The sequence below is a fragment of the Microbacterium sp. M28 genome, assembly GCF_025836995.1.
In the GTDB taxonomy this organism is placed as follows: domain Bacteria; phylum Actinomycetota; class Actinomycetes; order Actinomycetales; family Microbacteriaceae; genus Microbacterium.
In genome coordinates this window covers 2,818,533-2,839,817 of record NZ_CP107546.1, presented here as the reverse complement: position 1 = coordinate 2,839,817, position 21,285 = coordinate 2,818,533, and the positions used below count along the sequence as shown (strand labels likewise).

General features: G+C 67.4%; 18 protein-coding genes. 7 read left to right on the top strand and 11 right to left on the bottom strand.

Annotation, left to right across the window (positions count from 1 at the left end):
- The first annotated feature begins 34 nt into the window (after positions 1-34).
- The gene (locus OED01_RS13795; RefSeq protein WP_264155854.1) at positions 35-937 is read left to right on the top strand and encodes a YveK family protein; all 903 of its coding nucleotides are present in this window, start codon (positions 35-37) and stop codon (positions 935-937) included.
- 6 nt (positions 938-943) lie between these two features.
- On the opposite strand, the gene OED01_RS13790 is transcribed toward OED01_RS13795, so the two are convergent.
- The 3 genes from OED01_RS13790 to OED01_RS13780 form a co-directional block, all read right to left on the bottom strand.
- A complete protein-coding gene (locus OED01_RS13790) occupies positions 944-2,515 on the bottom strand; it encodes a glycoside hydrolase family 16 protein (protein WP_264155853.1) in 1,572 nt (523 codons plus the stop codon).
- A gap of 104 nt (positions 2,516-2,619) precedes the next feature.
- Entirely contained in the window at positions 2,620-3,522 is a 903-nt protein-coding gene (locus tag OED01_RS13785; protein ID WP_264155852.1) for a hypothetical protein, read from the bottom strand.
- Complete coding sequence (locus tag OED01_RS13780; protein WP_264155851.1) at positions 3,519-4,640, bottom strand: Gfo/Idh/MocA family protein; 1,122 nt, start codon at positions 4,638-4,640, stop codon at positions 3,519-3,521. Before OED01_RS13780 ends, OED01_RS13785 begins: the two co-directional genes overlap by 4 nt.
- 192 nt (positions 4,641-4,832) lie before the next feature.
- Here OED01_RS13780 and OED01_RS13775 point away from each other — a divergent pair, with 192 nt between their 5' ends.
- Genes OED01_RS13775 through OED01_RS13765 form a run of 3 tightly spaced genes read left to right on the top strand, consistent with a single transcriptional unit; the run spans position 4,833 to position 6,760 of the window.
- Complete coding sequence (locus OED01_RS13775) at positions 4,833-5,741, top strand: glycosyltransferase family 2 protein (RefSeq protein ID WP_264155850.1); 909 nt, start codon at positions 4,833-4,835, stop codon at positions 5,739-5,741.
- A 3-nt stretch (positions 5,742-5,744) separates the two neighbouring features.
- Positions 5,745-6,194: a glycosyltransferase family 28 protein gene (locus OED01_RS13770; RefSeq protein ID WP_264155849.1), complete on the top strand. Its 450-nt coding sequence runs from the start codon at positions 5,745-5,747 to the stop codon at positions 6,192-6,194.
- Positions 6,191-6,760 (top strand): glycosyltransferase, encoded by a 570-nt coding sequence (locus OED01_RS13765; protein WP_264155848.1) that lies wholly within the window; start codon positions 6,191-6,193, stop codon positions 6,758-6,760. The genes OED01_RS13770 and OED01_RS13765 overlap by 4 nt, the downstream gene beginning before the upstream one ends.
- 11 nt (positions 6,761-6,771) lie before the next feature.
- On the opposite strand, the gene OED01_RS13760 is transcribed toward OED01_RS13765, so the two are convergent.
- Genes OED01_RS13760 through OED01_RS13735 form a run of 6 tightly spaced genes read right to left on the bottom strand, consistent with a single transcriptional unit; the run spans position 6,772 to position 16,282 of the window.
- On the bottom strand, positions 6,772-8,283 hold the full coding sequence (locus OED01_RS13760; RefSeq protein ID WP_264155847.1) for a lipopolysaccharide biosynthesis protein: 1,512 nt from the start codon (positions 8,281-8,283) through the stop codon (positions 6,772-6,774).
- Positions 8,273-9,616: an O-antigen ligase family protein gene (locus OED01_RS13755; RefSeq protein ID WP_264155846.1), complete on the bottom strand. Its 1,344-nt coding sequence runs from the start codon at positions 9,614-9,616 to the stop codon at positions 8,273-8,275. Before OED01_RS13755 ends, OED01_RS13760 begins: the two co-directional genes overlap by 11 nt.
- Positions 9,617-9,623: 7 nt before the next feature.
- Positions 9,624-10,337, bottom strand: coding sequence for a CDP-alcohol phosphatidyltransferase family protein (locus OED01_RS13750; protein ID WP_264155844.1), 714 nt, complete (start codon positions 10,335-10,337; stop codon positions 9,624-9,626).
- On the bottom strand, positions 10,334-14,032 hold the full coding sequence (locus OED01_RS13745) for a fibrinogen-like YCDxxxxGGGW domain-containing protein (RefSeq protein ID WP_264155843.1): 3,699 nt from the start codon (positions 14,030-14,032) through the stop codon (positions 10,334-10,336). Before OED01_RS13745 ends, OED01_RS13750 begins: the two co-directional genes overlap by 4 nt.
- A gap of 28 nt (positions 14,033-14,060) precedes the next feature.
- Positions 14,061-14,747 carry a hypothetical protein gene (locus OED01_RS13740; protein WP_264155842.1) on the bottom strand — a complete coding sequence of 229 codons (687 nt, stop codon included), beginning with the start codon at positions 14,745-14,747 and terminating at the stop codon, positions 14,061-14,063.
- Positions 14,747-16,282 carry a sugar transferase gene (locus OED01_RS13735; RefSeq protein ID WP_264155841.1) on the bottom strand — a complete coding sequence of 512 codons (1,536 nt, stop codon included), beginning with the start codon at positions 16,280-16,282 and terminating at the stop codon, positions 14,747-14,749. Before OED01_RS13735 ends, OED01_RS13740 begins: the two co-directional genes overlap by 1 nt.
- A gap of 348 nt (positions 16,283-16,630) precedes the next feature.
- Between OED01_RS13735 and OED01_RS13730 the strand changes: the two genes are divergently transcribed.
- From OED01_RS13730 to OED01_RS13720, 3 genes are all read left to right on the top strand, one after another.
- Positions 16,631-17,791: a low temperature requirement protein A gene (locus OED01_RS13730; RefSeq protein WP_264157974.1), complete on the top strand. Its 1,161-nt coding sequence runs from the start codon at positions 16,631-16,633 to the stop codon at positions 17,789-17,791.
- Positions 17,792-17,948: 157 nt separating this feature from the next.
- Positions 17,949-18,218, top strand: a complete 270-nt coding sequence (locus OED01_RS13725) for a hypothetical protein (protein WP_264155840.1) — start codon at positions 17,949-17,951, stop codon at positions 18,216-18,218.
- A 211-nt stretch (positions 18,219-18,429) separates the two neighbouring features.
- Positions 18,430-19,461, top strand: a complete 1,032-nt coding sequence (locus tag OED01_RS13720; RefSeq protein ID WP_264157973.1) for a fatty acid desaturase family protein — start codon at positions 18,430-18,432, stop codon at positions 19,459-19,461.
- Between the two features lie 9 nt (positions 19,462-19,470).
- Here the strand turns inward: OED01_RS13720 and OED01_RS13715 are convergent, their stop codons facing one another.
- Together OED01_RS13715 and OED01_RS13710 are read right to left on the bottom strand one after the other, a co-directional pair.
- Positions 19,471-20,094 carry a response regulator gene (locus OED01_RS13715; RefSeq protein ID WP_264155839.1) on the bottom strand — a complete coding sequence of 208 codons (624 nt, stop codon included), beginning with the start codon at positions 20,092-20,094 and terminating at the stop codon, positions 19,471-19,473.
- The gene (locus tag OED01_RS13710; RefSeq protein ID WP_264155838.1) at positions 20,091-21,263 is read right to left on the bottom strand and encodes a sensor histidine kinase; all 1,173 of its coding nucleotides are present in this window, start codon (positions 21,261-21,263) and stop codon (positions 20,091-20,093) included. The genes OED01_RS13715 and OED01_RS13710 overlap by 4 nt, the downstream gene beginning before the upstream one ends.
- Positions 21,264-21,285: the final 22 nt, after the last annotated feature.

Sequence of the window (21,285 nt, the reverse complement as noted above, 5' to 3'; positions counted from 1 at the left end):
CGGTGAGGCCGCGCGCCCGGACTGGGGGAACGTCTTGGCGACACATTGGACACTGGAAGATCTCTATCGCGGCATCATGCAGTCGTGGATCGTCCTGGTCGGCACGATCGTCCTGTTCACGGTCGCCGGTGTCGGAGTGTTCCTCATCTATCCGCAGAAGTACACCGCGGAGGCTCAGCACACCGTAGAGCCGATCAGCGTGCTGTCCTCCGGCTCCAGCTTCAACACGGTCAACATGGAGACCGAACGGGTCGTGGCCACCTCGACGTCCGTCTTGACCCGAGCAGTGGAGGGGCTGGACGACACGACGGTGGAGGGGCTGCGAGCGAACACGACGATCGAGGTTCCGCGGAACTCGCAGGTCCTCCTCTTCCAGGTGACCGCGAACACACCCGATCTCGCCGCGGAGCGCGCGAACGCCCTGGCGACGGCATACGGCGAACAGCGCACGGAGAATGCGCGTTCGGTGGTCGAGCAGACGACCGAGGAGCTCAGCGTCTCCATCCAGCAGCTGCAGACCCTGGCGGAGAGTCAGGCGCCCGGCAGCAGCGAGCGGGCCGCGACCGAGCTTCAGCTTCAGGCGCTGCTGGATCAGCAGGCGCGCCTCACTGCGACCCCCTTCTACTCGGGCACCCTCGTGACTCCGGCAGATGCGCCGCAGCAGTCGAATCGACCATCGATCCTCGTCTTCGTGGCCGCTGGACTCTTTCTCGGCATCCTCGTCGGAGCCATCGCCGCTCTGATCGCATCACGTGTCCGCAGTGGGCCGGGGAGCGCGTACAAGCGCGCGAAGCCCGAAGGCGCGCCGAACGAGGCGCCCCCGCTGCCGGACGGCGCGGAGGCGCCTGGTCCGACGGAGGAAGACGACTCGATCGGCGAACCGAGCGGCACGGACGACGGCACGCCGGGACCGGTCTCGGCGACGCACCGTCGCTGAACGCGATCAGTTGCCGTCGTAGCTCCACACCCTGACGTAATCGACCTGGAAGTCGAGATCCTGCGTCAGCGAGCGCCTGGCGGGATCGGGAAGACCCCAGTAGGTCGCTGAGGGGCCGACATGCAGGTTGAGTCGCATGTGCAGGGGCGTCCCGAAGTAGTTCGGGTCCCACAGGTCCGGATATGTGGCCGGTGTGACGCGCATGACCTCGACCCCATCGACGAAGGTCGCGGCGTAGGTCGGCGTCAGCTCGAAGGCGTACACGTGGAAACCATCCCACGGCACGGTGGCGGCGCCCTGCTCGCGATGACGCCACACCGACTTCCGGCCCGTGCCGTCTGTCTTCGTGTGGACGGTCGTGGCGGCGGTGTCCCTGAGCCAGGTGTCATACTCGGCTGGCATCGTCCCGCCGCGCCCCCAGGCTTCCATGATGTCGATCTCGCCCGACTGGGAGTTGCGCAGCCAGAAGGCGGCGAGCGACCCTCGGCTGTTCTCGCCGGTGGGCGTCTTGGCGCGGATCTCCCAGCGACCGTATCGCTGGCTCATGGCGACATCGCCCGTCTGAAGCCTGCGCTGGTCGAGGTATCCCGTCGTATGCCACAGATCGGTCGGCCCGCTCTGCGCCGCCGGCCGCTTCTCGGCCTGCGGCAACCAGTCCGCCCGGATGTGGAGGATGCCGGAGTCGTCGGTGCTGACCTGATCGCGTTCGACCACCGCTGCGTCGAAGAGCAGTCCGAGGTCGTCCCGCCCGCGTACGTTCCACTTCGTCGCGTCCACGGCCGGAGCCCCGGTCGAGGGATCGACGTGCGAGAACTCGTCGCGCCAGGTCGGCGCGCCCCAGCCCGCCACGTCGCCGCCGGACGGAGGCTTGACCTCAGGCCCCTCGGGGACTTCGGGAACTTCGGGGACGGGGGTCACCGGGGGCGTCGTCGTGATGGTGTCCTTGCGGACCAGATGAGCATCGAAGCTGACGTTCGGTGTTCTGCGCCAGTTGAACAGGACCTGCACCGCGATGGTGTTGCCGCCCTCCCTCAGCACGGACGACGGAATCGTGAACGTCACGGGCGAACTCTTGGCGCTGTCGGTCGAGGGAGCCTGCGTCGCGTAGGAGTTCTGGCCGACCTGTCCTGCAGGAGCGTTCTTGCGGCCGACCTCCACGCCGTTCACCCAGACGACGATGCCGTCGTCCGCCCAGGTGTTCAACCACATCCATTCCGGCAGGTCGGACGTCAGCGTGAAGGACTTACGGAAGTACGCGGACAGCGGGGATGTCGAGGGGGCGGGGATCATCGTGCCGACAGGGCCGAGGCGAACACCCTTGCCGAACGGGGCGCGGCCGGTCGGCCACGATGGGGCCACCGTCTTCCAGTTCGAGGGCGGAGCCGCGGCCGCGTGGTGATACGTCCAGATGGACTGTCGCGGTATCACTGAAGCGACGGTCGACATCGGCGCGGTCGCAGCCTGGGCTGGCGGTGAAGCGACCAGAGTCGCGGCGAGCACCGCGAGAGCGGCGAGAGCGGCGAAGACGGCGACCAGGATGCGGGCGGTGGAACGAGTGGGTGCAGTCGTGTTCTTCATATCGAGGGGGAGGAGAGGTCGCATGTGCGACGCGAGCTCTCCAGGTCTCCTGGGGCTTGCGGATGCCTGCCGAGCCCCCTCGATGCATCCTGAATGTACGGGAATCAGGCCCCAGTGTAGAGGTCCCTGCCCCAAAGCTCCCTGACAATGCTCGTCGTGCTCGCGATGGACCCGCGTGAGGAGGCCCCGAAGACGATCGACTCGACGTTCGCGTGGCCGTGGATCCACTCCAATGCGCGCTGCGGCGGGATCGCTCCGGATGCGAAGACCGACATCGCGACCGGTCGGAACGGACGGTCGCGCAGCGCCTGCTCGTATGCGTCGATCCCACCGGACATGCGGAAGCCGATCTCGTTGATGTTCGCGCAGACGATCGGGTTGGAGACCCCGACGCGGTCGAGCGCATCGAGCAGCAGCGGAAGATTCATCGTGATGAATCCCGGCTCGGCGCCATAGCGCTCCCGGACATGCCGATCGAAGATCGCGAACGCCTCATCGAACCCGAGCCCGAGCATCAGATCCACGACGACGTTCTGCAGGAAGATGACCGGAGTCCGCAGGCCCTGGAACATCTTCATCTCCGCATCGATGAGCAGCGTGATGATGCCCTCGATGTCCTTCTTGACGAACGACTTGCCGCCGCGCATCGCCGCGTTGAGCAGCCCCTCTTCGGGGAGGAACTGGCGGACGGCTCCGAGCATGCCGTTGTCGGTGATCGCATTGGCGTACTTGTGCGCATACGGCATGCACGGATAGAAGCGGTAGTCCGAATACCGGGCGGGATTCGCGCGCATATGATCGCAGACTTCGGCGATCCGATCATGCGTCGTGCACATCAGCGTGCGGATGCCGTTGTCCAGCGCGATGTCGATGACCTCCACGATCGCGCTGGTGTCCTGGAAGCGGATCGCCTGGGCGCGCGCCTTCTCCTCTGACATGTGGTTGATGCCGAAGAACTGGTTGTCGCCGAGCAGGAGCAGGTCCATCCCGGTGGTCGTGGCGGTCATGCGCTCTTCCTCTTCCCGAACAGTCCTCGTCTGGTGCCGGTCGAAGGCATTTCCGCGATGGGGCGCGACTCCGGCTCACCGGCCGCATCTCTGAGGATCTGCTCGATCACGCGGTCCGTGCGGGCCGCACTGGCGAAGCTGTTCTCGCGTGCCTGCGTCTCGCCGGCCGAGATCGCGTCGACGAAGCTCTCGAGCTGCGCACTGTACTCCTCGCCGCGCAGGTAGAAGGCGACCGGCTCGGTGAGCTCGGTCGTGTACTTGATGTTCCACCCGGATCGATAGCCCTCGGGTGCCGAGGCGTCGTCACGAAGATAGACCCGGATCTCCTGCCTGTCCGCGACGATGCGACCCTGCGATCCCGTGATCGTGATCGACGTCGACATCTTCCGATACGACTCGTCGGACCAGTTCACCGAGAGCTGTACGCTCAGGCCGTCCCGGTAGTCGAGCGTCGAATACACCTCGTCGTCGGTGTCGGCGGAGAAGATGCTGTTCAGCACCGATCCACGAACACGCTCCGGTGATCCCAGGTACCAGTGCACGAGATCCAGGGGGTGGGCGGCGTAGTCGTAGAGACAGCCGCCGCCGCTGGTGCGCTTGCTGCGCCAGGTCGACCCCTTGGCTTTCAGGACCACCGGGCCGTACGCCTCGGCCAGAACATGGGTGACGCGTCCGATGGCATTCCGCTCGAGCAGTCGCTTGACCTCCTGGAATGTCGCGATGAACCGATTGTGATAGCCGACCTGCGCGACGAGCGAGCGCGCCGCGGCCAGCCGTGCGAGATCGTCGGACTCCGCGGCGGTGAGGGTGAGCGGCTTCTCGCAGAAGACGTGCGCACCTGACTCGAGTGCGGTGCGGACGAGTGACGCGTGCGAACCGGTGGGCGTCGCGATCACGACGGCATCCGGCGTGGTCTCGGCGAGCATCTTCTCCAGCGTGGAGAACGTCGCCGCGCCGGTGTACTTGTTCAGGACATCGAGCAGGTAGTCGGTGGAATCGACGACTCCGACCAGTTCGACGCCTGGCAGTGCGCGCACGATCGACAGATGGGAGAGTCCCATCTTCCCGACTCCGACGACGCCGACGCGAACGCGTCGTTGAATGGTTTCCTTCGGCACGACAGATCCCCTCCCCAGAAGCTCCCCAGTTCGGCTGCCTCTTCCCACGGAGGCGCCGTTCGATATACTAGCCCCAAGCTGGCCTCATGTCAGCGATGATTCCGACGGGATGGGGCCCGGAGGGACTTTCTGGGGATTCCGATTCGACGTGCGAAGGCGCGCGCATCGGATGCGGCACATTGGGGAGTGCGCATGGTCGAGGTGTCCGTCGTCGTTCCGACGCATGATCGCCCGGAGCTGATGAAGCTCGCGGTCGAGAGCGTCCTGGCGCAGAGCAGCGGGGTTGCGGGCGAGATCATCATCGTCTTCGACGCATGCCCCATCGATGTGCCGACTCTCGACATCCCGGACGGCTGGTCCGTTCGGGGCATCGCCAACGCGCGCAGCCGCGGACTCGCAGGCGCCCGCAATTCCGGAATCGACGCGGCACAGGGACGACTGATCGCCTTCCTGGACGACGATGACGAGTGGCTGCCCGGAAAGCTGGCCGCACAGTTGAGGCGATTCGAGGAGCGTCCGGAGGCCGTTGTCGTCGGGACGGCGATGATGGTCGATGACGGGGAGCGAACGCACGTGCGTCTCGTACCCCGGGAGGACCTCACGCACGAGGACTTCCTGCGCAACCGCAATCCCGGGTTGCACTCGTCGAGCCTGATGTTCCGGCGCGACGTGCTCCTCGGCGAGCTGGGCGTGATCGACGAGGAGCTCCCACGCAGCTACGGCGAGGACTACGACATCCTCCTGCGCGCGTCCGCGCTGGGACTTGTCACCGTCGTCAACGAGCCGCTGGTACGGGTGCTCTGGAACGGGCAGTCTTACTACTTCGGCCAGTGGGCGGCGTATGCCGAGGCGCTGCAGTACCTGCTGCGCAAGCATCCCGATTTCGCGACGATTCCCGCCGCGCTCGGCCGCATCGAGGCGCAGATCGCATTCGCGCTCGCGTCGAGCCGCCAGCCCGAGCAGGCCCGCTCGTGGGCGGGCAGGGCTCTGCGGCACAACCCGAGACAGGTCAAGGCGGTTCTGGCCGTGGCGATCTCCTGGAAGCTCGTGACACCGCAGCGGATCACCCGCGTCGTCCAGGCGCTCGGTCGGGGGATCTGAATCATGAAGATCCTCATCGCATGCTCGTCCGGCGGCCACCTGACGCAGGCTCTGGCACTGCGTGAGTGGTGGGGACGGCACGAGCGCTGCTGGGCGACGTTCCCGGTGGAGGACGCACGATCGCGACTCGCAGACGAGAAGGTCTACGAGATCCACTACCCGACCGTCAGGAATCTACCGAACCTGGCCCGCAATTTCGCCCTGGCCCGCAGAGTCCTCGCCGAGGAGCGCCCTGACGTCGTGTTCTCGACCGGCGCGGCGATCGCGTTGCCGTTCTTCACCCAGGCGCGCCTGTTCGGTGCGCGGACCGTCTATCTGGAGCCGGTCGACCGGATCACGTCACCGGGGCTGAGCGGCCGCCTGGTCTATCCGTTCGCCGACGAGTTCCTCGTGCAGTGGGATCGGATGCGTCAGTTCTATCCGGGGTCCAGGAACGTGGGGGTGGTGCTGTGAGCTCTCCGCTCGTCGTCGTGTCAGCGGGCACGTATCACCTTCCGTTCGATCGGCTGTCGCAGTGGATGCAGACGTGGCTCACCGATCGTTCGGGAGTGCGTGTGGTCATGCAGCACGGGCCATCCATCGCCGTGGCGGGCGCCGAGAACGTCGAGATCCTTCCCTACGGCGAACTTCTCGACCTCTGCCGCGACGCGGATGCCGTGGTGCTCCAGGGCGGCGCCGGTGGTGTCATGGACATGCGTGCACTCGGCATCGTCCCCATCGTCGTGCCACGGGTCCCCGGGGACGGCGAAGTGGTCGATGATCACCAACTGGTCTTCACCGCCGAGATGTCCGAACTCGGCCTCATCCGCAGAGCGTTGACGTCGGACGAGCTCGGTGCGCTGCTCGACCAGGCACTCCGTGGTGACTCGCCGGTGCCCCGTGAGATCGCAACACCCGGCGCACGCGTCGTGCGCGGCCTGCTGGATCAGGAGCCCGTGCAGCGGTTGCGGTGGCATGTCGTCATCCGTCGCATGGTCCACAGCTTCGTCGCGATCGTCGCGTCGAAGCTGCGTCGCTGACGCCCGGCCGATCAGACCCGCGAACCGACGATCGGCACCTTCCGCCAGAGCGCCTCGATGTGCAGAGGCCGCCGGAGCAACCAGAGGACCACTGCGTACACGGCGCACAGGACGAATCCGCCGACGAGCAGCGTCAGCAGGCCGGTCCCGGCCCACCAGTTGACGAGTGCGCCGCCTCCGCCGAAGACCACGACGGGGACGATCATCGGGAGCAGCAGTCGTCCGGGCTGCAGACGGACGTGCATCCCGCGATGGACCTGGAACGCCGCGATCAGGTTGTCGATGACGACGACGATCAGCCAGGTGAAAGCCGCGCCCCACACGCCCCACAGCGGGACGAGCAACAGGTTGCCGCCGATGCTCAACGCCAGTGCGAGCATCTTGTTGTACATCTGCCAGGTGCTCCGTCCGCCCTGCAGGAGGATGCTCTGAAGCATCCCGCACGCGGTCTGGAACATCATCGCGGCAGCCAGCACGATCATCGGACCCCAGCCCGAGACGAACTCCTCACCGAAGATCATCAGCACCGCAGGGCCCATGGCGATCAGCAGAAGATAGAACGGCCAGTTCAGCAGGATCATCGCGCGGACGACCTTCGTGTGCAGTTCGGTCGACGCTCCATGCTCGTCACGCGCCAGCAGGGCCGAGATCGTCGGCGCGACCGCGACGCGCATCGCCTTGTCGACGACGCCGCCGGCGCGGACGGCGCGGGTGATGACGGCGTAGACGCCAGCAGCCGATGGCGAGGCGAGCGCTGCGACGATGAGCACGTCGGACCACTCCAGCGCCGTCTCCAAACCGGAGCTCACCGACCGGGGCGCGTTGAATCGCCAGAACCCGCGGAAGCCGGGCCGCGTGTGTCGGGTGCTCTCGGCTCGCCTTCGGAAGTCGCGGACGAACGGCCCGGCGATCACCACGGCGGTGACCACCAGCCATACCGGCAGCGGCCAGAGCCACGCCTCGAACGCACCCCATGCGGCGACTCCGGCGATCGAGACGGCGAGCAGGACGGTCAGCAATCGGCTCGCCGGGAGAAGCACGCTCTGCAGCAGTGTGAAGGCGGTGACGCCGCGCAGCATTCGGGCCGCGATCTGGAGGACTCCGATCACCGCTCCCGCCGCGACGAATGGAGCCATCGCCCGCAGGAGGTCGGCGAGGGCAGGCTCCTCGCCCGGCGCTGCGAGCCATACGCTCAGCGCGTCTGCGAGGACGTGCACGGCGATCGAGGCGATTCCCGAGAGAACGGCCACGGGCGCCGCCGCGTACAACACGATCCGCCATTCGGCGCCGGCGCGGCCGAAGGCTCGTTGCTCCGAGATGAAGCGGACGACGCCGCTGTTGGTGCCCAGGCGCAGCACCTGCGACAGGATCGTGAAGATCCCCATCGCCTGGAAGAAGAGGCCGGTTCCGCTCGCGCCGAGCGCGTTGCCCACGATCGCGGTGAGAAGCAGAGCCGCGAGAGCCGCGAACGCGGAACCGAGGAGGCTGATCACGCCACTGCGCGCGAGGCCCTCACTCTTCATTCTTCGCCCGCGCGAACGGTGTCGGCTGTGTCGTCCAGTACGACGAGTTGCCCAGGTACTTCTCCCGCAGCAGCACGGCGAGCGCGATGCCCACGAACACGAGCTGCCGGTCCAGACCGTAGAAGATGGAGAGGAAGACGGTCACGACGATGCTGGCGTGCATCCATACGGCCGACAGATTGGGCGCGTCGAAGGTGCGGACCGCTCCGAGGACGATCATGCCGAGGAACAGGATCAGGCCGACCAGCCCGAAGCAGAACATCGCGTTCCAGATCGCACCCTGCGTGCCGACGTAGATCTCGCTCCACGTGCTCGGCCGTGGAGCGCCGTAACCGATCACCGGTGATGCGAGCGTCCGCTCCCAGGTCTCCTGATACAGGTTGCCGCGGCCTTCCGTCGTGTCCACAGTCTCCTGCCGGGCGACGATGCCGTCGAGAAAGCCGGACAGGAAGAGGATCCCCGTGCCGGCGATGCCGAGGAGCGTCACCCAGAAGAACGCGAGCAGGCGTCCTCGGATCAGCAGACAGAAAAGGACGTACGCGACAGCGCCGGCGATGCCGAGGAACAGGCCCCGGTTCGTGGTCGCGATCGCCGGAGGGATCGCGGCCACGAGCGCGATGACGAGGAACCACATCGCTCGAGCAGTGCGGTGTCCGATGGCCGTGCCGATCGCGATCGGCGTGAGAACGGCCATGGCGGCGCCCCAGCCGTTCGTGTAGGAGAAGGGAGCCGACGGGCGGACGAACGGCTCCGCAGCGCCCCATGGGGTCTGGATCTCCGCCAGCGTGGGGAAGACGAGCTCCGAGACGTAGTCGTTGCTCGCTATCGCATCAGGCAGCAACCGGCCGATCGTGAAGCTGAGCTGTGCCTCGGGGAAGAACATCCCGAGATAGCCGCCGACGATGATGAAGACCCAGATGAACGTCAGGCCGTTGAAGATCCTCTTCGGTGACAGCGCCGTGCGCGCGTTCACGATGTACACCATGATGATCGCCAGGGCGAGGAACTGGCTGAACCGGACCCCGAGCCCGACGCCTCGGCCGAGTTGATCGATCATCATCGCGGAAGGGATCATCCAGAGGACGAAACCCACCCACGGCAGGATGCCGGGCACGATCAGAATGCGTCGTCGCAGGATGAGCAGCGCCAGCATCGGGATCGCCATGATGACGGATGCGAACGGCAGCATCCCGAAGAGCCAGAAGAGCGGGTAGCCCCAGAGCACGGTCAGCACCGGCCATGCGGGCAGGACACGCTGCTCCACCTCGAGGCTCGGATCCTGCCCGGTCGCGGCGATGAGCGATCTGCTGGGCGAAGCGATCAACGGTGACATGGGTGGATCAGCGATCCGTCGCATCGATCAACTGGCGGTGCTTGCGTCGGAGAGAGGCGAGGAAGATGATCGCATGCCAGGCGAACAGTCCCGTGTAGAGGATCGCGAAGACGACGGGTGCTCCGATGAACGCCACGACGAGGTACGTCGTGGACGGATCCTGCGGCTGCTTGATGAACGACTCGAGGACCCCCCGTCCATGTGCGTCCGAAGCGCCGGAAACGCGCGGCAGCAGTTTCTCCGCGAGCAATTGCGACAGGAACCACGCGGAGACGAGAACCGAGAAGAGCCCGGCGACCATCACGAGCCAGTCGGCCGATTCGGTGCGCGCCAGGTGCACGGCCACTGCGATGTGCACGAGCGGCGCCCGGATGCCGTCCACGACATGGTCCAGCCATTCTCCGGCGGGACCGCCTCTTCCCTGGATCCGCGCGAGCTGCCCGTCTGCCGAGTCCAGGATGTAGCCGGCCAGCAGGAGCAGCGCGGCGGCCGGGCCGGCCCACCAGGACGGGAAGCCGGCGAGGACGAGCACTCCGGCGCCGCCGAGCACCGCGCTGGCGGCTGTCACGCCGTTCGGTGAGGCGCCCCAGCTCGCGGCCACGACGGCGGCTCGACCTCCCAGCGGGCGATTGATCCATCGAAGGTACGCCGGAACTCCCGCACCCGGCTTCTGGGCGGAGGCGAGGGTGCGGCGGGCTTCAGCGTACGGAACCCTCATCATCCGCGAAGCATACTCAATGCGAGGTCGAAACTGAGGTCCGGAGTCGATCGATAGTTCGCATGGACCGATGCGGACAGCACGTTCTCCCCGTCGACCAGTAGCGTGGCGGGAACGGTGAAAGTCAGCCGGTTGGCCGCCGCCGTCGTCGCCCGCGGCGCCGCGGACGCGTACGAGTTCTGCGTCAGCGTACCTGCGGGCAGGTTCGCCCGGCCCAGTTCCGTCCCGTTGAGGTAGACGACGACGCCGTCATCGGCGATCACCGTCACCGTCCCGTCGAGGACGCCGGCCGCCTCCTCGACCACGAACGCGTGGCGGAACTGCGCGCTCAGCGGCTTCGTCGCCAACGGTGTCGGATCGATGTTCGTCGCCGCGGCTGCGACACCCCGGGCGAACAGCCCCGGGCCGGATGCCCACGCGGAATCATCGAAGGACGGCGCGTTCCAGTCCGCAGGCAACGGGTCCGCGGAGTACCGCCACGACCACGTCGCACCGTTCTCGATGACGACGGGCAGCTCGTCCTCCGTCGGGAGCGCCTTCGTCGTCGCCGTGACCGTCGCGGCCGGAGACGTCAGGGTGCCGAATGCGACGGCGGTGACGCTGTACTCGTAGCTCGTCTCGGGCGCGAGTCCCGTATCGGCGAACGTCAACGTCGCCGCATCGGTGGTCCCGATCTCCTGCCCGTCGCGGTGCACGACATACGACTGCGGTGCTGTTCCGGAGGCAGGGGCGGTCCACGTCAGCGTCGCGGCGTCGGTCGTCGTCACCGCCGTCAGGCCACCGACAGCCGCCGGTGCCGTCGGTGCTTCGCCGCGCTCAGCGGTGAACGCCAGGTCGAAGCTGAGGTCGGGTGTCGATCGGTAGTTCGCGTGGATCGAGGCCGCGAGGAGGTTCGTCCCATCGACGAGCACCCCGGCGGGTACTTCGAAGACGATCCGATTCGCGGCGGCGGCGGTGTGGGTGACGACGGAGCTGGCGTACGAGTTCTGCGAGACCGTCCCTGACGGCATCCGCACGCGACCCAGTTCGGTGCCGTTGAGATAGACGACGGCGCCGTCGTTCGCGATCAGCGAGATGGACCCGTTGACGACGCTCAGGGCATCCTCGACCTCGAACTCGGTGCGGAATTGCGCGCTGAGCGGCTTGGTCGCCAGGTTCGTGGGGTCGATGTTCGTCGTCGCCGCTGCGACGCCACGGCCGAACAGCCCCTGACCCGTGCTCCAGGACGAATCGTCGAATGCCGCAGTGGCCCAGTTCGACGGGAGCGCATCGGAAGAGTAGCGCCACGCCCACGTCGCTCCGTTCTCGATCAAGGTGAGAGCCGACTCCGGCGCGGGCTCGACGACGAACGCGGTCGTCGACGCCGAGCGGTTGCCTTCGGAGTCGCGAGCCCGCACGAAGTAGTTCGTCGGCTCTTCGGTCACCGGAACGGTGTACGTGGCGGTGGGCGTCGACGCGATCACACGGTTGCCGCGGATGATCTCGTACGTCACGCCGCCGGCATCCGTCGATGCACCCCAGGTGAGAGTCGCCTCGGTGCCCCCGTTCCCCGGCGTGGCCGTGATCGCACCCGGCGCCGACGGCGCTGTCGCGTCACGGGGGGCGAAGCGGATGTACCCGCCCGACCACTGGCCGACTTCACCCGCTCGTACCGAACGGCTGAAGTCCCCGCCTACCCAGAGCACACCGGTGGAGTCGAAGAAGGTACCCCAGGCACCGTAACCGGCGCGCGCCTGCACGACGGGCGACCACTCAGGGAGGTAGCTGCCGGAGGCGGCGTCCCATGCGCCGACCAGGTTGATCTTGTCGGCCTGATTCCATCCCGAGCCGACGTCGCTCCAGGTATAGGCGTCCTGATAGACCCAGTGGCCGCAGTGGCAGCCGGCGATCACGAGAGAACCATTGTCGTCGACGGTCTGGAAGTCGCCACCCGCTTTCGTGATGGAGCCGCGCTCAAGCGCGAAGGTGTCGCGGTCGTACGCGAACAGCGAGTGCTCCGAGCCGCCCAGCCAGACGCGACCGCCTGATTCGGTCACGCCGAGCTGCCACACGTTTCCGGTGATGTTCCCCGACGCGTCCGTGCTGGACTTGGAGAAGGTCGGCACCCACAGCGGGGACACGACCGGAGCGCCGGGCGCCGTCTGGATCGCAGCGGCGCTCGGCGTCGATGAGGTCTGCTTCATCTTGAAGTAACCCGAGAAGTAGGCGCGATCGCCCTGAGCAGACGCGTCCACGGCGATGGATGTGCCGTTGAGGAACGCATTCCAGTTGGTGTCGGGGCGGCTGGTCGCGAGGGTGACGCGCCCACCGTTCCACGCACTCGCGCTCGTCGAGGCACCCACCGCGGTGAGGTGCGTCAGCGAGCCGGCGACGTACAGATACCCGCCCTGCACGTCCAGATCACGCACATAGGGGACACCGCCCGTCGTGCGCTGCTCGGCGGCGACCTGTGCACCGGAGAGCTGACCCGTGTCCGGGTCGAGGAACGCGATCGCCGCCTGGGCGGTACCGTTGACCGTCGAGAACTGGCCGCCGATTGCGATGCGACCGTCGGGCAGCCCGGCGATCGCCTTCACCTGGCCGTTGAGGACGGGCCGGAACGTCGGCACCCACTGGCCGGTGTTCACATCGAACGCGGCGATGTACGACTGCTGCACCTGATCGGCGCCGCCTTCCGTGCGCTGGACGAACTTGAAGTTGCCGCCCGCGTACACCTTGCCATCGACTTCGCCGAACTCGGCGATCTCGGTGTTGAGCTCCCCGCTGCTCCCGTTGGCGAACCCGGAGACGCCCCAGGAGGTGTTCATGGCGTCGCTTTCCGGGACAGCGGCGACGGTGGTCGCCGCAGTCCCGGATGCAGGGACGGCTCCGAAGTCCAGGTCCGCGAGTGCGAGTTGCGGCCGCAGGTAGACCTGCGTGAACGGACGCGCGTATCCGCGGCCGGAAGGACTCCAGACGAACGAGTCGTCGGCGGTGGAGCCGCCAGTGCTGGAGCCGAAGGCCCAGCCGTTCAGGTAGTTGTGGGTCGCCTGTTCGTTGAAGACCACGCGACGCAGTTGGTTGTTGCTGCCGAAGTTGTTGGTCTGTCCTCCCGTGCCGCCGGCGCCGTCGAACGAGTAGCTCTGCACTCGGTGCTCGGCGCCGAACGTCCACACCCAGCGATCGCGCTTCGAGAGCTTGAAACGCGCCTCCTGCCACTGGCTGCCGGTCGTGTTCGTGGCGCGGCGGAGTCGGATTCCATCAGGGAGCGCGTCCACGCGACTGCCGTTGAGAAGTCCGTCGATCGTCGTGGACGGCAACTGAGCGGGCTGGAATGCCCCGGTCCCCGTGGGCGTGTTGCGCAGCTGCTCCGGCGTCCGCAGGCCGTTGTAGCCTTCCTTCCACGCCTCACGGCCGCGGCCGACGAGGACCCACCCACCGCCGTTCGTCGTCTGGTCGCAGTAGAACTGGTCGGGTGCGCCGAGCTTCGGCGTGACGAGCCAGTAGATGCCGTCGGAGGAGGCCGGATGGTTCTGCTTGATCTCCCAGCAGGAGGCCGCCGCGGTCTCCTGCGTCAGCCCGTCCGGCAACGGCGTCGCCGCCGAGGTCGCGGGCAGCGGAGAGAACAATGCGCCGATCATCGCGGCGACCACGACCGCAGCAGTGGCGGTCGAGCGTGCGATACGAGATCGCCGCGGAGTGGAGTTCGTGTTCATCATCGTCTTTCGCAGGGTTGGTCCGAGTCCGTCAGGCTGCTGCGCAGTCCTGGACGTCGGGGATGTCGTGGGTGGAGATCTTCCAGGTGTCGTCCTCGAAGACGGCTCCATAGAGATGAGCGACGGGCCGGCCGGGGTCGTACAGCGAGTCCTTCAGCGAGTTTCCGGCAGCGTCGTGCACGTCGATGTCGGATGCATCGACGCACACCCGCATCGTGATCACGGCGGGTGTCGCCTCGAGATCGGCATCGATGACCGCCACGGAACTGACGACGGCCTTGCCGGTCTGCGTGTAGCCGAGGTCGAACTGCTCGCGCGCCTTGGCCTGCAGCTCTCCGAGGGCCCAACCGGTCGCGACGGACTCGAGGCCCACCGCCGAACCATCGCCGCGCTCGGCGATCTCGTCGGCCGCGGTGACCAGGATCTCGACCGCCGCCATCGCGCGTTCGGACTCTGCTTCGACGTCATCGCCGAGCGGTGCCGGCGTCGGCGCGGTGACCGATGCCAGCGGATCCTCGGACGCCGCGTCGTCATCGCCGTCGTCGACGACGGTCACGGGCGATTCGGTCGGCGCTGTCGCGGGGGTCCCGGCGTTGTTCATGGTGACGGCGATCGCGATCGCCGCTCCTGCGACGGCCAGCACGCCGAGGATCGCGAACGGCATCCATCGACGACGTGCTCTCGGTTCTTCTCCTGCGACCTCTTCGAACTCGGACATCAGTACGCCCCCTTCGGCTGCACCATCGCGCGTCCCGTGCGCCACATGATCTGCAGATCGTTCATGACCGACCAGTTCTCCACGTACCGCAGGTCCAGTCGCACGCTCTCATCCCACGTGAGGTCGCTGCGACCGGACACCTGCCACAGGCCCGTGATGCCCGGTTTGATGTACAGGCGCCGATAGACGGTGCCGTCGTACGCGGTGACCTCGCTGGGCAGCGGAGGCCGCGGACCGACGACGCTCATGTCGCCGATCAGCACGTTCCAGAACTGCGGCAGCTCGTCGAGCGACAGCTTGCGCAGGACGCGACCCACACGCGTCACCCGGGGGTCGTCCTTCATCTTGAACAGCAGGCCGGCCCCTTCGTTCTGCTCCTTGAGCGCGGCGAGCTGCTGCTCGGCATCCGTCTTCATGGAGCGGAACTTCACCATCCGGAACGTCCGGCCGTCGCGGCCGACGCGGTCCTGACGGAAGAACACCGGACCGGGGGAGTCGGCCTTGATGATGAGCGCGAGCGCCGGAGCGAGCAGCGCGATCGGCACCAGGGCTGCGACCGCGACGACGACGTCCAGGGCACGCTTGAGCAGGTGCACCCCGCCCTCGTACGTCGGGATCTTCACCTGGATCAGCGGCAGGCCCTCCACCTGCCGCAGCGACACCCGCGGGCCGGCCACGTCCGTGAGCCGGCTCGACAGGATCAGCTCGGATGCCGTGCCCTCCAGCTGCCATCCGAGCTGCTTGACGAAGTCCGGATCCCCATCCGGACGGCTCGCCACGATGATCGTGTCCGCGCTGAGCTGCGTGGCCACCGTCGCGACGGTGTTCACGTTGCCCAGCACGGGGTAGCGATCCCCGTCGACCTCCAGTTCGACGGCGTTCCCGTCGAACAGCGTGGCCCCGACCACGTGGTAAGCGGTCTCACCGCCGCGGCGGAGCGCGTCGATGACGTACCTGACGTCCTCGGCGTCGCCCGCCACGACGGTGCGCGAGGAGTACTGCCCCTCGCGCCGGCGCTGCAGGAGCCACTTGCGCCACACCCACCGCGTGAGGAGAAGCCCCAGCATCCCCACGGGCAGGGCGATCACCAGCAGCGGCCGCAGCCCCTGCCATTCCCACAGCACACCGACGATCGCGAGGCACCCGAATGCCAAGCCGCTGGCGTGCGCCACGCGCGTGTATTCGGCAGCCCCAGAGCCGAACACCGCCGCAGCGCGCGTGCTCAGCGCGCTCAGCATCAGGAACCACATCGCGGCCAGCAGCACTCCGTCGCGCATCACGACCGCGGCCGGAGTGCCCAGGACGAACAGCTGCGCGGCGGCCGTGAGCGCGATCGCGACGACGATCACCGCAGCATCCGTCACCCGAAGACTCATCCGGTACCGGCGCTCCCACAGCTGTCGCCGCTCGAGCGTCGCAGACACCCGAGGCGTCACGACGGCGCGCGATGCGTCCTTCAGCGGGCGCGGCGCGGCGACGGGCGCGAAGGCCGTCGCGGTGCGCGTGAGCCCGACAGCGTCCTCGACGGACGTCATGCTCGGTCTCCCCGAGCACGGAATGAACGCAGAATTCCCCAGTGCGCCATGACTTCCCCAGTTTTATCCCCAGTTCGCGAGCGTTGTGCTCGCGGAATCGTCTGCTTCCCGACCCCTCGGGATCCTGCTGCTCGTCCAGACCCCACGTCTTGACGGATGGATGTCGTTCCCAGGCGACATCCGGATGCAGCAGGCACTGCAGACTGCGCTCACTCTAGCGGAAGAGGCGCGGAAGCGGAAGATATTTCATCCGACTGGACGAAAAGGATGCGGCCGATCGCGTCAGCACTGCTCTACTGTGTTCCCGTGACCGATCAGAACACCCTCGGCCGACTCCGACTGGGCCGTATGCGCCCCCGCGACCCGAACGAGCCGCACCGCACCGCCAGCACGCTCGAGCTGTTCTTCGATCTCGTCTTCGTCGTCGCGATCAGCGTCGCGTCGGCGCAGCTGCACCACGCCCTCACCGAGGGCGACTTCGTGCACGGCATCACCTCGTTCGCGATGATCTTCTTCGCGATCTGGTGGGCGTGGATGAACTTCACGTGGTTCGCCACCTCGTTCGCCACGGACGACTGGCTCTATCGCGTGCTGACGTTCGTGCAGATGGGCGGTGTGCTCACGCTCGCCGCCGGTATCCCCGCCGCGTTCGAGCACGGCGACTTCACGATCCCGGTGATCGGGTACATCGTCATGCGGATCGCGATGATCGCGCAGTGGCTTCGCGCCTCGCGTGCGGACGAGCCGCTGCGATCGGTGACGCGGCGCTACGCCGCCGGCATCGCGGTCGTCCAGCTGCTGTGGGTGGGGTTCCTCTTCATCCCGGCGTCGTTGCAGATCGCGGCGTTCGTCCTGTTCGCGCTCATCGAGATCGCCGTGCCGGTGTTCGCCGAGTACCGGCATCAGACACCGTGGCATCCGCACCACATCACGGAGCGCTACGGCCTTTTCACCCTGATCGTGCTGGGGGAGAGCCTGCTCGCGTCGGCGAACGCCATCGTCGGCGCGCTGGAGGAGGTCGACACACTCGGTCCGCTCATCTCTATCGCCGTGCTGACCCTCGTCGTCACCGCTGCCCTGTGGTGGATCTACTTCTGGCCGCCGCACCACCATGCGATCACGTCTTTCCGCCGCTCGCTTCGATACGGGTACACGCACTACTTCGTCTTCGCCGCGGCCGCCGCGTTCTCGGCGGGGATCGAGGTCGAGATCGACCTGCTCACCCACCACAGCGAGCTGTCGAACATCCAGGCGTCGTTCACCGTCACGATCCCGATCGCGATCTTCCTGCTCGGCGTCTGGTGGATCGCGATCCGCGAGAACGCGGACGGCATCGTGAACATCGTGGTTCCGGCCGGAGCGGTGCTCGTGCTCCTGGATCCCATCCTCCCGATCCCGGTGACGCTGACCGCCGTGATCCTCGTCGCGATCGTCGCGGTGCTCGTGATCCGGCCGCCCGTTCCGAGGAACGCGCACCGTTCCCAGCCCGTGTCGGATGCCGGCTGGTAGACTGTCTCTGCAACGTGAGTGACATCGCCGCAGATTCGGCCATCACGTCGCCACTGATCAGGGCCATCACGGACCACGCACACCGACGCGCGCGGCATCCGCTCTGATCACATGAGAAGCGAGGTGCGCATGCGCGCGCCCGCCACAGAGCAGAGCAATGAGCAGTAACACCATGAGCATCATCCACGAGTCCCTCGACTGGAAACAGGCCGACGACGATGTGCACGTCGCGACCCGAGACGGCGAGTTCGCCGGTTTCGTCGAGTACGACGGCAGCGCGCACCTCGTGCGCGACAACCACGGCACCGAGCTGGGGTCCTTCCCGACGCTGGCCGACGCCCGCCGTGCCCTCGAAGGCGGCGATCGCCCCGGACGGCATCCCCTGCGGCTGAGACTGCGCCGTCGCATCCGCCGCGCACGCGCGTGACAGGCGCGCAGATCGCGCCGGCGTATTCCCGCCGCCGTATACGGGGCCGGTTACGCTGAAGTGAAGCGATGGGCACCCGCCTTTGGCTTCCGCAGCTCAAAGGGCTCCCGATCGGCAGGAGAGCATCATCTCCAGTACTCAGCTCGACTCGACCACTTCGACTCTCGGCCCCGTGCGCCAGACGTACTCGGGCAACGCCGAGTTCCCCCCGATGGCCAATGCGTACCGCGAGGTGCAGCAGGTCGTCCGCGAGACCGGGCTCATGCAGCGCACCCCGGTCTTCTACTCCCTCGTCGGCGGTGCGCTCGCGCTGGCCTTCGGCGGCGCGATCACCGGCTTCATCCTCCTCGGCGACAGCTGGTTCCAACTGCTGATCGCGGGCGCCCTCGGCATCCTGTTCACGCAGGTCGCCTTCCTCGCGCACGAGGCCGCGCACCGGCAGATCCTCACCTCCGGCCCGGCGAACTTCCGCCTCGCGCGCGTCCTGGCCGCCGGCGTCGTCGGTATCAGCTACGCGTGGTGGGACTCCAAGCACACCCGTCACCACGGAAACCCCAACCAGGTGGGCAAGGACCCCGACATCGACGTCGACACCATCTCCTTCCTGGAAGAGGACGCCGCGAAGTCGCGGGGCTTCATCCGCATGATCACGCGCAAGCAGGGCTGGCTGTTCTTCCCGCTGCTGACGCTCGAAGGTCTGAACCTGCACTACCTCGGCCTCAAGCACCTCGTCACCCGCAAGGGCGTCAAGGGGCGCTGGACCGAGCTCAGCCTCATCGTCCTCCGCTTCTCGATCGTGCTGATCCCGGTCTTCCTGATGCTGCCCCTCGGCATGGCGTTCGCCTTCATGGGCGTGCAGCTCGCGGTCTTCGGCGTCTACATGGGCGCGTCGTTCGCGCCGAACCACAAGGGCATGCCGATCATCGCGCCGAACGCCCGCCTGGACTTCTTCTCCAAGCAGGTGCGCACCTCGCGCAACGTCAACGGCGGCTGGTGGGCCACCTGGTTCATGGGCGGTCTCAACCACCAGGTCGAGCACCACCTGTTCCCGAACATGTCGCGCCTGCACCTGTCGAAGGCGCGAGGCATCGTCCGCGACTACTGCTCCGCCAACGGCGTCCCGTACACCGAGACCAGCCTCCTGCGCTCGTACGCGATCGTGATCGAGTACCTGAACCGGGTGGGGCTGGCGGCGAGCGATCCGTTCGACTGCCCTGCGGCCTCGCAGATGCGTCGCGCCTGACGCGCGGCGCTAGAGGATCCCGAGTTCCAGCGCCAGGGTCACAGCCCTGGTGCGGTCGGAGACGCCGAGCTTCTCGAACACGTGGAGCAGGTGCGTCTTCACGGTCGCTTCGCCGATGAAGAGTTCGCGAGCGATCTCAGGGTTGCTGCGACCGGCGGCCACCAGCCGCAGCACCTCGAGCTCTCGTGGACTGAGCTGCGGTCGTGCGGCGGCATCCTGGCGCATCCGCGTCACGAGCGTCGCCGCGATCGCCGGCGCGAGCACCGTGTCTCCCTCGGCGACGGCCCTGATGCCTGCGAGGATCTCCTCGTGCGGTGCGGCCTTGAGCAGGTAGCCGCTGGCGCCTGCTTCGATCGCTCCGAGGATGTCGTCGTCCGACTCGTACGTCGTCAGCACGAGCACGCGGACCTCCGGCATCGCCTGGATGATCCGGGCGGTTGCCTCGGCACCGGAGAGCCGCGGCATCCGCAGGTCCATCAGAACGATGTCCGGACGGGTGCGTGACGCGATGGCCACGGCTTCCGCACCGTCGGAGGCCTCGCCGACGACCTCGATGCCGTGATCCAGGGCGATGAGGCCCACGATGCCGGCGCGCACCACGGGGTGATCGTCGGCGACGACGACTCGGATCATGATGCGCCCTCCTGTGCTCGCAGCGGGATGCGGACGGTCAGCACCGTGCCGGTCGGCCGGGCATCCCGCACTTCCAGGATGCCGCCCACCAGCGCCACCCGATCGCGCATGCCTGCCAGGCCGAAGCCGGTGCCGGCGTCGATCTCCGCGCCGCCGTACCCATCATCGCGGACGCGGAGCACGGCGTCGGATCCGACCTGCAGCGTCAGCCAGGCCGTTCCCGCGACCGCGTGCTTGCGGACGTTCGCCAGCCCCTCCTGGGCGCACCGCAGGAGGACCACCTGAACCGCGCGCGGCACGGCGTCCTCGGTCGCGTCCACATGCACGGTCGTCCCCGTCTCCTGCTCGAATCGCGCACCGAGCCGATGCAGCGCCTGGGCGAGGGAACCGGACGGATCCGTCGCCGGAGACTCCACCACGACGAGCGCCCTGGCTTCGCGCAGCGCGTCGCGGGCGGCATCCTCGATGAGCGCGATCGTCTCGGGCGATACATCGCGTCGGGCGCGCTCGGCCAGCATGACGATGCTCGTCAGGCTCTGCGCGATGGTGTCGTGGACTTCGCGGGCGAGGCGTTCGCGCTCGGCTGTCGCGCCGGCCTCGCGGCTCGCGGCATCGAGGCTCGCCTGCGCGGACGTGAGCTCGGAGAGCAGGCGCTGGCGCTCCGCACCCCATTCCGCGATCCGGGTGATCCACAGACCAAGAGCGATCGAGAATGCGGCCGACAGCGCGGAGGTGAGGAATCCGGCCAGCAGAGCCCAGGGGGCGAAACCGCCCCCGCTCCAGTAGGCCAGCCCGAGGACGACGGCGTTGATGAGCGTGGCGACGATCGCCTGGCGCGGAGACCGTGCGGCCATCCACAGCAGCGGCAGCACGATGGTCTGCAGCAGCAGCATGCTCGGCTGCATGCCCACTCCAATGGCGAGCAGGACGATCAGCGCGGACTGCAGGGCGTAGGACGTCGCGCGCGTGGGGATCGGGGATTCCCGGATGCTCACGTAGCGCCGTGCGCCGAAGGCGTAGACGGCGCCGATCGCGAGTGCGATCGCGACCAGAATCCATTGCGACCCCGGCGTACGCGGATCCTCGATGAGCGCGAGCACGCACATCACCACGATCAGGGCGCCGACGGCGATGTCCCAGCCGAGTTGTTCCTTGCCGATCCGATTCATCACACCCACTCTGGCACCGGGG

Coding starts and splice junctions, on each gene's coding strand:
- OED01_RS13790 (WP_264155853.1), bottom strand. CDS start 2,515: ATGAAGAACACGACTGCACCCACTCGTTCCACCGCCCGCATCCTGGTC.
- OED01_RS13785 (WP_264155852.1), bottom strand. CDS start 3,522: ATGACCGCCACGACCACCGGGATGGACCTGCTCCTGCTCGGCGACAAC.
- OED01_RS13775 (WP_264155850.1), top strand. CDS start 4,833: ATGGTCGAGGTGTCCGTCGTCGTTCCGACGCATGATCGCCCGGAGCTG.
- OED01_RS13770 (WP_264155849.1), top strand. CDS start 5,745: ATGAAGATCCTCATCGCATGCTCGTCCGGCGGCCACCTGACGCAGGCT.
- OED01_RS13760 (WP_264155847.1), bottom strand. CDS start 8,283: ATGAAGAGTGAGGGCCTCGCGCGCAGTGGCGTGATCAGCCTCCTCGGT.
- OED01_RS13755 (WP_264155846.1), bottom strand. CDS start 9,616: ATGTCACCGTTGATCGCTTCGCCCAGCAGATCGCTCATCGCCGCGACC.
- OED01_RS13750 (WP_264155844.1), bottom strand. CDS start 10,337: ATGATGAGGGTTCCGTACGCTGAAGCCCGCCGCACCCTCGCCTCCGCC.
- OED01_RS13745 (WP_264155843.1), bottom strand. CDS start 14,032: ATGATGAACACGAACTCCACTCCGCGGCGATCTCGTATCGCACGCTCG.
- OED01_RS13740 (WP_264155842.1), bottom strand. CDS start 14,747: ATGTCCGAGTTCGAAGAGGTCGCAGGAGAAGAACCGAGAGCACGTCGT.
- OED01_RS13735 (WP_264155841.1), bottom strand. CDS start 16,282: ATGACGTCCGTCGAGGACGCTGTCGGGCTCACGCGCACCGCGACGGCC.
- OED01_RS13730 (WP_264157974.1), top strand. CDS start 16,631: ATGCGCCCCCGCGACCCGAACGAGCCGCACCGCACCGCCAGCACGCTC.
- OED01_RS13725 (WP_264155840.1), top strand. CDS start 17,949: ATGAGCAGTAACACCATGAGCATCATCCACGAGTCCCTCGACTGGAAA.
- OED01_RS13720 (WP_264157973.1), top strand. CDS start 18,430: ATGGCCAATGCGTACCGCGAGGTGCAGCAGGTCGTCCGCGAGACCGGG.
- OED01_RS13715 (WP_264155839.1), bottom strand. CDS start 20,094: ATGATCCGAGTCGTCGTCGCCGACGATCACCCCGTGGTGCGCGCCGGC.
- OED01_RS13710 (WP_264155838.1), bottom strand. CDS start 21,263: ATGAATCGGATCGGCAAGGAACAACTCGGCTGGGACATCGCCGTCGGC.